The following is an 11,917-nucleotide window of genomic DNA, read 5'->3' as shown; positions in this document are numbered from 1 at the left end:
AACAATACTATGGAACAGAAAAAGATGACTATTGATGCACTGATGGAACAGGGCAAAGCAACCGGAAAACTGACCACCAAGGAAATCACCGATGTATTGGACGAACTGGACTTCGACACCGATCAGCTCGCCTCCATTATCAGCAGCTGTGAACAGCTGAATATTGAGATTGTAGACGACTCTGTTGCTGATGACGTGTTGAACGACAATGATCTCAACATGTCCGACGATCTGGAGATGACCCTTTCTACAGAGGGCATCGCCATTGACGACCCTGTTAAAATTTATCTGAAAGAAATCGGCCGTGTGCCGCTGCTCTCTCCGGACGAAGAAACCGAGTTGGCAAAGCGTATGGCAGAGGGCGACAGCTATGCGAAAAAGCGGCTGTCCGAAGCAAACCTGCGTCTGGTTGTCAGCATCGCCAAGAAGTATGTGGGCAGAGGTATGCAGTTTCTGGATCTGATTCAGGAGGGCAATCTGGGTCTGCTGAAGGCGGTAGAAAAGTTCGACTACACCAAGGGCTTTAAGTTCTCCACCTATGCGACATGGTGGATCCGGCAGGCGATCACCCGTGCCATTGCCGATCAGGCAAGAACCATTCGTATTCCGGTACACATGGTGGAAACTATTACCAAGGTCAAAAAGGTTTCCAGCCAGCTGCTGCACGAAACCGGTCACGATCCGTCTGCGGAAGAAATCGCAGACAAGCTGGAAATGCCGGCAGAACGTGTACGGGAGATCATGCGAATTGCACAGGATCCGGTTTCTCTGGAAACCCCGATCGGCGAGGAAGAAGACAGCCATCTGGGCGACTTTATTCCGGACGACGACGCTCCTGCTCCGGCAGATGCCGCTTCTCTGATGCTGCTGAAAGAGCAGCTGAATGAAGTGCTCTCCACGCTGACAGACCGTGAGGCAAAAGTTCTGCGGCTGCGTTTTGGTCTGGAGGACGGTCGTTCCCGCACACTGGAAGAAGTGGGCAAGGAATTCGATGTCACCCGCGAGCGTATTCGCCAGATCGAAGCAAAGGCTCTGCGAAAGCTGCGTCACCCCAGCCGCAGCAAGAAGGTCAAGGATTTCTTGGATTAAAGGAAACACTGCATAAAGCCCGCCTGACGGCTTTACGCAGTGCTCACTTAAGGCAATACCGCACAAAGATTGTGCGGTATTGCCTTAATGTAAGTATAATTCCTGCTGCACACCGATCTCGCCTTGCAGCGTATAAGTTACCGTATATGTAACGCCGTCCTCGGTTTCGAGGACGGTTGTTTTTTTCTCCAGGATTTCCGTCTGTGCAAGAAAATTGTCCTCATATCGCTGAATCTGCTCCTCCACATTTTGTGCGGCTTCTGCCGGTGTCAAGGTCAGCAGACGGGTGCGGTATTCGTGAAAACTCTCCTGATAGATTCCCAGCGGCAATTCCCTGCCGAACAGAGAAAACCAGTGATAGCCGGAAGTCCGGATACTGTCTGCATAGGGCGAATCTGTACTGCCCAGCGGCAGGTGCCATGTAAACAAGTCCAGATACTTCCGCGTAGTCACCGCACCGGTGGGACGGCGGAGTTCTTGGGTGTAGGGACAGGAGAATTGCTCCGTCTGTTCATACTGCCCGATAATGCTGCCCATGGCATGACGAATTCCCACGTGTCCGGTTTCGTCTGTGTACAGCCCACTGACCAGCAAGTCCCCTTTCCGCACCGGTTCCCCTACCAGCTTCATCAGCTGTCCCCGATAAATCGACACCGAAACAATATGCCCGTCCTGTGCGGCAATGATGTTGGACGGCTTGCGGGTCATCTGCATTTCCGGTTCCGGTGTCCGTTCCAGAATTTCCACTACCAGCCGATTTCCTGTGTGCCGCATGCCCACCCATGCCGCTTCCTCTACGGAAGTACAGATCCTGTTTTCACAGTGCCCGAAATCGATCGACGGAATCCAGCTGCCCCGCTGTACGCCGCATTCTTCCAGAATCGCTGTGACCTCCGATGTGGAAATGGTGTCGTCGGCAATCACCTCGATCTGCATGACGATGTTGGAACCGTAGAACAGCAGCCCCGCTGCAAGCAGAATTCCCAGCGGCACCCCGAACCGGAAACGGTTTCGGTACAGAAAGCTTTGCAGAGTGCGACAGGGTGTCAGTTCCAGCTGCACCCCGTTTGCCTGTGCCAGTTCCTGTACAGTTTTGCAATGCTTTGCGTAAAAGCGAAACTGATATGTGTTTCCCTGACAATGCTGTTTCCGGCAGCACACCCCCGCTTTCTGCATGGCGTTGATAAATGCATACAATTTTCCGCCGGCTGCCGCCGCCTTATACTCTCCCCGCAGATGCTGTTCCATTGCGTGCCCCCTTTGGTGTCAGTGTGATTGACTGGATCTTTCCGTGAATCCGCAGGCTTTCCGGTGAACGGCTGTCCGTCTGCAATTCGCTCCCCCAGATCTCCAGCACCAGATCTGTGGTTTGCAGGACAATTCGAATGTCATTGTATTCCAGTATCCTGCGGCAATTCTCAATGAAAATTTCCCGATCGCTGTGCATTTCCAGATGTGTTTCCAGCTGCAACACACGTCGTCCTGCCTGAATCAGACGGTTCTCCATGAACATCACCTCAACAAAGTCTATGCGAATCCATAACATATTATGTGTGCCGCTACACATACCATGGAACAGGAGGGATCGTTTATGACTGCACATCTTTTTCGCCTGCGGTGGTATACCGTTTTTTTCTTATTGGGACTGTTGGTGCTCTGCACCTGTTTCGCCGGACAGATACAGGCAGAACTGCAAACTGCGGTGAACCGCTGTCTGACAGTCATTATCCCGTCGTTGTATGCCATGATGATTCTGTCCCAGCTGTTTCTGGAAAGCGGTGCCTGGCAGGCGTTGGCACGGCCGCTTCGCCGGTTCAGCACTGCCTTGTTCGGGCTGCCGGAATCTTATTTTGCCCTGTTCCTGCTCAGCCAGTTCGCCGGTTATCCGGTGGGAGCAAGCATGCTCTGTACACTGACAAAACAGGGTGTCCTATCCAAGGAAGATGCGTCCAGACTGCTCTGTGTCTGCTACGGCGGCGGACCGGCGTTTTTGTTGGGACTGCTGGGAACGGTTTCCTGCCGGAGAACCTGCTTTCTGCTGATATTTTCTGCCAGTCTGTTTGCCAATCTCCTGCTCTGCTTTCTGTTGTTTCACCGGAAGCCGATTTCGCCGCCGGTGAATGGGAACAATGCAATAGCCCCGTTTTCCGCACAAATGCTGACGTTTGCCGTCACTTCCGCCGGACGGACACTGTTAAAACTCTGCGGCATGATCCTGTGCTTTGCGGCACTGACTGGCATATTCCAAGCGGCAGGACTGTTCCGTTGCTGCACTGCCCTGATGCAGCAACTGGGAGTGTCATTTCCGCTGGCAGATCTGGTGCGGAGCGTGCTGGAGATCTCCAACTGCGTGGAACTGCCGCTGCCGGTTTCCCTGCGGATTCCGGTGCTGGCAGGACTGCTGTCGTTTGGCGGTGTCTGCGTGCTGCTGCAAATTTGTGCCGTCACAGGGAAAACCATTTCCGTCGGAAAGCTGGTCTGGGCACGGGGCTTTACCGGACTGCTCTCCGGCGGCATCTGTGCTGCTGTACTGCATTTTTTCCCGATTGCTGTATCGGAGCAGGTGCTGACAACATCAGCAGTCCCGCAAACGGCTGCTCACCCAGTTTTTCCGATTCTGATGCTGCTGTGCATGATGCTGCTGGTCTTTCGGGAGGAGCAGAAGCTGCAGCGATCTCCGTGCAGAAAAAAGAATGCCGCATAAATATGCGGTGTTGCCCAAAGAAACACTGCATAAAAATTTTCTAGAAATCACTTGACTTTTTGGACAGAACATACTATAATAAAAGAGTATGAATGTGCTTGCTTTCAAAGCATTGCACAAAATTTCTGCACAGTTACAGAAAGGGGATATTGATCCATGAAACTCAAAAAGAAACTTGCTGCAGCTGCCGTTTCCGGCATGATGCTGGCAACGTGTCTGTCTTCCGCTGCTCCGGTGGTACAGACAAGCCTGTCCGCTGCTGCCGCAGATGATAATAACGACGACTGGCTGCACGCAGAGGGCAGCAAGCTTTACGATGCAAACGGCAATCAGGTCTGGCTGACTGGTGCAAACTGGTTCGGCTTCAACTGCACGGAAAACTGTGCACACGGTCTGTACGCAACTGACATTGATGCATTTCTGAAAACCGTCGGCGACCACGGTATCAACCTGATTCGTATGCCGATCTCCACGGAACTTCTGGTTTCGTGGATGCGTGGCACACCGGATCCTGTCAGCTCCGTTAATGCCGGCTATGAGCCGCCGACCGATCAGGTGGGCGAGGACGGCACTGTCACCAAGGCTGGTACTTATGTCAACACCAACAAGGACTTTGTCAAGGAAGACGGCAAGACGCTGAAAAACAGTATGGAGATCTTCGACGTCATCATGCAGAAGATGAAGGACTACGGTCTGAAAGTCATGATTGACGTGCACAGCCCCGCAGAGCACAACTCCGGTCACAACTACAACCTGTGGTATTATACTTCTGCCGCTTCTGACGGTGACACCATGGCTATTGGTGCGGCTTCCGGTGAAAAGATCACATGGGATATGTGGAAGGATTCTGTCACATGGCTGGCTGAAAAGTACAGCAATGACGATACCATCATCGGCTACGACCTGAAAAATGAACCGCACGGCAAACGCGGCTACAGCGGAAACAAGTGCCCTGAAGATATTGCCAAGTGGGACAATTCTACCGACCAGAACAACTGGGCATATTCTGCGACAGAATGCGGCAACTCTATTCTGGATGTGAACCCCAACGCTTTGATCTTTATTGAGGGTGTGGAACAGTATCCGAAAACAGAAAAGGGCTACACCTATGATACTGCAGACATCTGGCAGGCTCCGGCAGACCAGTCCCCGTGGTATGGTGCATGGTGGGGCGGCAACCTCCGCGGTGTCAAGGATTATCCGATCGACTTCGGCTCCAGTTCCAGAAACAGCCAGATCGTATATTCTCCCCACGACTACGGTCCGTCGGTTTATAACCAGACATGGTTTGACAAGGACTTCACCACGCAGACCCTGCTGGACGACTACTGGTATGACACATGGGCATACATCAACGATCAGAACATCGCTCCCCTGCTGATCGGCGAATGGGGCGGTCACATGGACGGCGGCAAAAACCAGAAGTGGATGGAACTGCTCCGTGATTACATGATCAACAACCACATCAACCACACTTTCTGGTGCCTGAACCCGAACTCCGGCGACACCGGCGGTCTGCTGGGCTATGACTTCTCCACATGGGACGATGACAAGTATAGTCTGTTTGAACCGTCCCTCTGGCAGACACAGGAAAGCGGCAAGTACATCAGTCTTGACCACAAGCGTGCACTGGGTACCGGATCCACCAGTATTTCCCTGAGTGATTACTACAGCTCTTACGATGCTTCGGAGGGCAGCAATATTGACGGCGGCAGCAAGGGCAGCCACGGCGATACCAAGCCGATACAGTCGGGCACGACCAGTGCCGGCACAACAACCACTACAACTACCACACCGGAAACGGTTGTCGGCGATATTACGCTGGACGGTACAGTGAACGTCAAGGACATGATCCTGCTGATCCAGTATCTGTCCGGCGAAAAGGTAGACAGCAAGGGCAAGGACTTCAAGGCTGGCGATGTGAACGGCGACGGCACACTGAACGGTCTGGATCTGGCTCTGTACCGGCAGGTACTGTCAAAGGCAATCAGCGGATTCCCGAGCTAAGGCGGTGGACTGATGAAACGTGACGATTATTTGTCGTGGGACGAATATTTCATGGGCATTGCCCTGCTCTCGGCACAGCGAAGCAAAGACAGCAACACACAGGTAGGTGCCTGCATTGTCAATCAGGAACACAAAATCGTTTCTGTGGGCTACAACGGCATGCCTACCGGCTGCAACGATGACGACATGCCGTGGGAACGGGAGGGTGATTTCCTCAACACGAAATATCCCTTTGTCTGCCATGCGGAACTGAACGCCATTCTGAACCGCAGTGCCGGCAGCCTACAGGGGTGCAGTTTGTATGTTACCCTGTTCCCCTGCAATGAATGTGCCAAGGCGATCATTCAAAGCGGCATTCGGGAAATCATCTACTACGACAACAAGTATGCGGATTCTGATGCCACGAAAGCCTCCCAGAGAATGTTTCTGCTGACTGGTGTGACCTGCCGACCGTATCACCACACGGAACGACAGATGACATTGGTACTCTAAGGCAATACCGCACAAAGATTGTGCGGTATTGCCCTAAGGAAACGCTACATAAAACAAAAAACAAAGATTTCCAGACACCCTCTCCTTCCGGTATTTCTGAAGTGAGAGGGTGTCTTTTTCTGTCCATGTGCAGCAACATTTTTTCTTGCAAAAGCAGGTTCTTAACAATATTTTTTGTGAAATATGCCTAATTTCAAAATTTTCTGGTTTTTTTCAATTTTCCTTTGTGTTTTGTCGGAAAATATGCTATAATAAAATAGATCATAAACTTAGGAAAACACTGCATAAAGCCCGCCTGACGGCTTTGCATGCAATCTGCTTGCAGATTTTCCCTAGAAACCGAAAGGATTGACACTTTTTCATGCGAATTCGCTGTAAACCTTGGGCAAAGCCGGAACTGGAAGCATGCCCGTTTTATATCTCTGATCCCAAAGCCTGCAAAGGACAATGGCAGGCACAATTTCCAAAGGCACAGCCGCTGCGGCTGGAACTGGGCTGCGGCAAGGGCGGCTTTATTGCACAGGAGGCTCCTGCCAATCCGGAATACAATTACATCGCCATTGACATCAAAAATGAAATGCTGGTACTGGCAAAGCGAAAGCTGGAAGCCGCCTATGCCGAACAGCAGCTGCCGCTGGACAATGTCCGCGTTATGATCGATAATATTATGTACCTGCGGGAATGTTTTGCTGAAACAGACCGGCTGGATCGAATCTACATCAATTTCTGCAATCCGTGGCCGCGGGGCAAGCACAAGAAACGCCGGCTGACACACCCGCGGCAGCTGGTGCAGTACCGCATGCTGCTGGACGGGGAAATCTGGTTCAAAACTGACGATGACGAATTATTTGAGGAGTCGCTGGAATATTTTCCGGAAGCGGGATTCCGCATTACGACAATGACCCGTGATCTCCATAGCGAACCGACTTTGCGGTACTTCGAAACCGAACACGAACACATGTTCGACGAAATGGGAAAAAAGATCAAGTTTCTCATTGCAGAACCGGATCCCAGTGTTTCGGAAGAATCTCTGCGGGAACTGCTGCAATACAGTGAAAAATATAGCGAAAGGAAACGATGACAATGGACTTTTCCATGAAAAACAACAAGATTGTCAACCATTTTTCAAACTTCAAAGAACGCTCAACCATTACACCGATGGAAGTCCTTGCAGACGGCACACAGGCAAATGAAAACCCTGCCGCTTGTTATCGTGGACTGGGCTGTGTCAGCGGCAACAATTCCTCCCGCCTGCTGCTGGACTATAAAGTAGAACACCCTCATGCCTATGAGGAGATCATGCGGCTGCTGTTTCAGAAGGATTATGGTGCCGGTCTGACACACATCAAGCTGGAACTGGGAGCAGATGTCAATTCCTCCTCCGGCACAGAGCCCTGCACCAAGCGTTCCCTGAATGAACCGGCAGACGTGACACGCGGTGCCGGATTCCAGTTTGCCGCAGATGCCAAGGCAATCAATCCGGATATTACCATCGACATGCTCCGCTGGGGCGAGCCGAAGTGGGTCACAGATGCGTTTGTCATCAGTCAGGAACACGGACTGCGTGCCAGATACCGCTGGTACAAGGAAACACTGGACGCAGCTTATGCGGTGTACGGGCTGAAATTCGACTATATCAGTGCAGACCAGAACGAAACGGATACACCGGACGAGGCGTGGATCCTCTACCTGCGGCACATGCTGGACAACGAAAAAAATGCCCCCTATGACTACAGCAAAATCAAGCTGATCGCCTCTGACGAGGTCGGCACGCGGAACATCGCGGAACAAATGGTGGACAACAGCGTTCTGCGAAATGCAGTCGATGTCATCGGCTTGCACTACACCACATTCGGGGATTCTTATACCAATCTGCTGAACGAAGCATACGGCAAGGAGATCTGGTACAGCGAGGGTATTGCCCCCTGCAATGTACCGGAACTGACAGTACAGGCAGACGAGTCCGGACTGGTGGGCAAAAATGGCCCTATCGATGTGGCAAACCGTATCATCAACAGCTATTACAACGGCAAAATGGTCATGTACGAGTTCCAGCCGGCAGTTGCCGCTTACTATGACGGTGCCTGCTATGCCCCGAAGCAGCTGATTCGGGCCTGGGAGCCGTGGTCCGGACACTTTGTTCTGGATATTGGTTTCTGGCTGGCAATGCATTTCAGCCGTTTTGCCAGAAAGGGCTGGATGTATGTCAACGGTGCCTGCTACGGGGACGGCGAAGAAAATCATGCCATTGCCAACACCACTCACAATTTCATGACGCTGACGGCACCGGACCGCAGCGAAATGTCCATGTTCTTCACCAACGAAAGCGAGGACGTTCGCATTTATACGGTGCAGGTCAAGGATATGGCATTTGAGCCTACCGTATTTTCCAGTGTTATCACCAAAGGTCCTTCCGGCAGACAGGCGTATGATGCCAACTGGTTCCGTATCGGCAAGAAAATTCGACCGATCCGGAATCATCGGGACACATTTACCATTAAGGTGCCGCCACGTTCCATTATGACAGTGACGACTATGGACGTGAGCTGGGTGGACGGCGTGAACACATTTCCGGCAGTACAGCCGCATCTGTCCTCCCGCCTGACACTTCCCTACACGGAAAATTTACAGTACACCAAAGAAGAAATAGCTGTCCGCGGCTGTGCTCCCAGATACATGACCGATCAGGGCGGTGCGTTCGAGTTGGTAGAAACAGAGGACGGCTTTGCGATCTGCCAGAAGATCACGCCGCAGATCATGCCCACCAACTGGCGGTTCCGCGGGACACCGCTGCCGCTGACCTGCTTCGGCGACGACAAGTGGAGAAGCTACAGCATGGAGGCAGAAGTGAAGCTTGCCAATCTGGAGGAACACAACTTCGCCGGAATCGGTATCCGCTATAATTCTACTGTCACCTGTGAGTTCACTTCCATGTGCGGCTACAGCGGCAGACTTTACGGCGACGGCAGCTGGAAACTAATGGATATGGAAAGCGTCGCGGCAGAGGGCATCACGCAGCACATTGACCCCAAACAGTGGAACAAGCTGAAACTGGTGGTACTGGGCAACGCGATCTTTTTCTTCATCAACGGCAATTTCCTGGCAAAGTATACGCCGCAGTGTATGATCAACAGCGGTCGTGCCAGCCTTTGCAGTGAATACGCATGGAATATGTTCCGGAACATTCACCTGGAGCCGGCTTCGGTACAGCCGCCGTATGTCCGCCGTGTGGACTGCTTCGGAAACGGCATCTTGTACAACGAAAACTGGGAAGTACATGCCATGGAAAGCTACCACTTCTACAACCGCACCTCTATGGAAGCGAAAACCGGTGCGGAATTCTCCTGTACCTTTGAGGGCAGCGGCATTGCTATTGTTGGTACTGCGGAGAATGCAGAATTTACGGTATTGATCGACGGACACACCATGTACGAAAATTGCTTTGTTCCCAGCTGTCTGCCCCGTCAGGCTTGTCTGGTCATTGACCAGCTGCCGGAAGGCACACACAGCATGCGTGTCTTTATCACCGGCGGCAAGTTCAAGCTGGACGTACTGGAAATTCCGGAGATGTATCCCCGCATGACAGATACGCTTACCGTTCCGGCAAATATTCGTTCTACGGTTGCGGCTGAACTGCGGCAAAAACGTGCGGCACAGGCTGTACAGAAAGACAGTGCGGACTTCATGGACGCAGACGAAATGCTCTGGCACCTGAAACACCCATTCACAGAGCCGCCGAAGCAGCCGGAACCGACAGAAACACCGGAACAGCCGGAAGAAACCGCAGAAACTCCGGAAACTGAAATTCCGGAAAATACAGATGTACCGGCAGCAGATGATGCAGATTTCACAGAGGCTGCTCCGGAAGCATCTGCGGCAGCAACGGAAACAGAAGATACTGTTGCAGAACCGCAGGCAGAAGAACCGGCTGCTCCGGAACAAAATCCGACAGAACAGCCGGCTACAGAAGATGCTGCAAGTGAACTGTCGGCGGAGGACATCTTCCACGTGCTGTCCGGCACGTCGCCTCATTCGTCGGAATATGATGCACTCACCAATCAGTCTATAGAAGAAATTTCGGAGATCTTTGACGCTTCGGAGGAACAGGCGAAAGCTGCCAAGGCTTCTGATGTGGAAATGGAATGGTCTGCCGACAAGATGCAGCAGTTCCTGAACGGCGAAGGAATCGACCAAGATGCTGACCATTCTGCTGAATCCCAGCAATCCTGAACCACTGTACCAGCAGATCTGCACAGCCATTCGGGAGGATATTGCACAGGGCGTTCTGCACCCTGACGAGAAACTCCCTTCCCGCCGTGCTCTTTCCGCACACTTGCAAACCAGCATAGTGACGGTACAGACTGCCTATGAACAGCTGGCGGCAGAGGGGTATCTGTATTCCCGTCCACGTGCCGGTTACTTTGTGGATCCGGATGCACCACTGCTGGCACATATGCCAAAAGAAACGGCTTTTCCCTCATCACAGCCGACAAAGACTGACCCGGACGACCGAATTGTTTTTTCCACCAGCGGTGTCGATCTGGAGCAGTTTCCCTTTGCCACATGGGCAAAGCTTTCCAGACAGGTGCTTTCCTCCAAACAGGAAAAGCTGCTGCAATCGCCGCCGGCAATGGGCTTGTACGAACTGCGGGTGGCAATTGCGGCTCATCTGCGGGCGTTTCGGGATATTCATGCGACACCGGAGCAAATTCTGGTGGGTGCCGGTACGGAATATCTGCTGGGGATTCTGGTGCAGCTGTTGGGTGCGTCTCGCCGCTATGCCGTGGAAGAACCCGGCTATTCCAAGGGCAAACGCATTCTACGCAGCAACGGTGCCTCGGTGATCGATGTGCCGATGGATCAAAACGGGCTGCAACTGGCAGCCCTACAGCAATCCGGTGCTTCCGTGGCACATGTGACACCGTCCCACCAGTTTCCCACCGGTATGATCATGCCGGTACGCAGACGGGCAGAGTTGCTGGCATGGGCAAGTGCTCAGACAGACCGCTACCTCATCGAGGACGACTATGACAGCGAACTGCGGTTTCTGGGGAAGCCGCTGCCGTCGCTGTACAGCATGGACACTAGTGGGCACGTTATTTACATGAACACATTCGCCCGTACCCTTGCACCATCGCTGCGAATCGGTTATGTTGTGCTGCCGCCGCCTTTGGCAAAACAGTTCGAACAGGACTTCTCTTTCTATTCGTCCAGTGTCCCCTGTTTTGAACAGTATACGCTGGTACATTTTTTGCAGGAAGGCTATTTTGAACGCCACCTTAACCGCATGAAAAAGACCTACCGCCAACGGCAAAAGCGGCTGACAGAACTGCTTCGCTCTCACCCGCTGGGAGCGTATCTGCACATCTGCGGAGAAGCTGCCGGACTGCACTTGTTGCTGGAAGTGCAGCTGCCCTGCACGGAACAGGAACTGGTACAGGCTGCCGCGAAAGCACACGTTGTTGTCTATGGGCTTTCCGACTACTATGAAACGCCGCAGGCAGTGCCGCCTACGCCGCAGATCGTACTGGGCTACGCCTGTCTTTCGCCGGAGGAACTGGAACAAGGTACGATGCGGCTGCTGGACAGCTGGCTGCCGTTCTTAAGGAAACACTGAATAAAGTC

The 11,917-nt window shown here is 52.6% G+C and carries 9 protein-coding genes; 7 read left to right on the top strand and 2 right to left on the bottom strand.

From position 1 onward, the window contains the following. The first annotated feature begins 9 nt into the window (after positions 1 to 9). Positions 10 to 1,089, top strand: coding sequence for an RNA polymerase sigma factor RpoD (gene rpoD, locus DXB92_RS03000; RefSeq protein WP_021681097.1), 1,080 nt, complete (start codon positions 10 to 12; stop codon positions 1,087 to 1,089). An 84-nt stretch (positions 1,090 to 1,173) separates the two neighbouring features. Here the strand turns inward: rpoD and DXB92_RS02995 are convergent, their stop codons facing one another. Next, positions 1,174 to 2,337 carry a sporulation protein YqfD gene (locus DXB92_RS02995; RefSeq protein WP_117732321.1) on the bottom strand — a complete coding sequence of 388 codons (1,164 nt, stop codon included), beginning with the start codon at positions 2,335 to 2,337 and terminating at the stop codon, positions 1,174 to 1,176. After that, on the bottom strand, positions 2,309 to 2,635 hold the full coding sequence (locus DXB92_RS02990) for a YabP/YqfC family sporulation protein (RefSeq protein WP_021681095.1): 327 nt from the start codon (positions 2,633 to 2,635) through the stop codon (positions 2,309 to 2,311). The genes DXB92_RS02995 and DXB92_RS02990 overlap by 29 nt, the downstream gene beginning before the upstream one ends. 45 nt (positions 2,636 to 2,680) lie before the next feature. On the opposite strand from DXB92_RS02990, the gene DXB92_RS02985 reads away from it, so the two are divergent. The 6 genes from DXB92_RS02985 (at position 2,681) to DXB92_RS02960 (ending at position 11,909) form a co-directional block, all read left to right on the top strand. Further along, on the top strand, positions 2,681 to 3,793 hold the full coding sequence (locus DXB92_RS02985) for a hypothetical protein (protein WP_147330008.1): 1,113 nt from the start codon (positions 2,681 to 2,683) through the stop codon (positions 3,791 to 3,793). A gap of 156 nt (positions 3,794 to 3,949) precedes the next feature. After that, positions 3,950 to 5,800, top strand: coding sequence for a cellulase family glycosylhydrolase (locus tag DXB92_RS02980; protein WP_117732316.1), 1,851 nt, complete (start codon positions 3,950 to 3,952; stop codon positions 5,798 to 5,800). 12 nt (positions 5,801 to 5,812) lie between these two features. After that, complete coding sequence (locus tag DXB92_RS02975) at positions 5,813 to 6,292, top strand: dCMP deaminase family protein (RefSeq protein ID WP_021681091.1); 480 nt, start codon at positions 5,813 to 5,815, stop codon at positions 6,290 to 6,292. A 361-nt stretch (positions 6,293 to 6,653) separates the two neighbouring features. Beyond that, positions 6,654 to 7,373, top strand: a complete 720-nt coding sequence (gene trmB / locus DXB92_RS02970) for a tRNA (guanosine(46)-N7)-methyltransferase TrmB (protein ID WP_117732314.1) — start codon at positions 6,654 to 6,656, stop codon at positions 7,371 to 7,373. Positions 7,374 to 7,375: 2 nt separating this feature from the next. Continuing rightward, on the top strand, positions 7,376 to 10,522 hold the full coding sequence (locus DXB92_RS02965) for a glycosyl hydrolase family 59 (protein ID WP_181976877.1): 3,147 nt from the start codon (positions 7,376 to 7,378) through the stop codon (positions 10,520 to 10,522). Beyond that, a complete protein-coding gene (locus DXB92_RS02960; RefSeq protein ID WP_117732310.1) occupies positions 10,488 to 11,909 on the top strand; it encodes a PLP-dependent aminotransferase family protein in 1,422 nt (473 codons plus the stop codon). Before DXB92_RS02965 ends, DXB92_RS02960 begins: the two co-directional genes overlap by 35 nt. Positions 11,910 to 11,917 lie beyond the last annotated feature (8 nt).

Origin of the sequence: Ruminococcus sp. OM06-36AC, assembly GCF_003438725.1 — a bacterium.
GTDB lineage: Bacteria > Bacillota > Clostridia > Oscillospirales > Ruminococcaceae > Ruminococcus_C > Ruminococcus_C callidus.
This window is presented reverse-complemented; position numbering and strand designations above follow the sequence as displayed.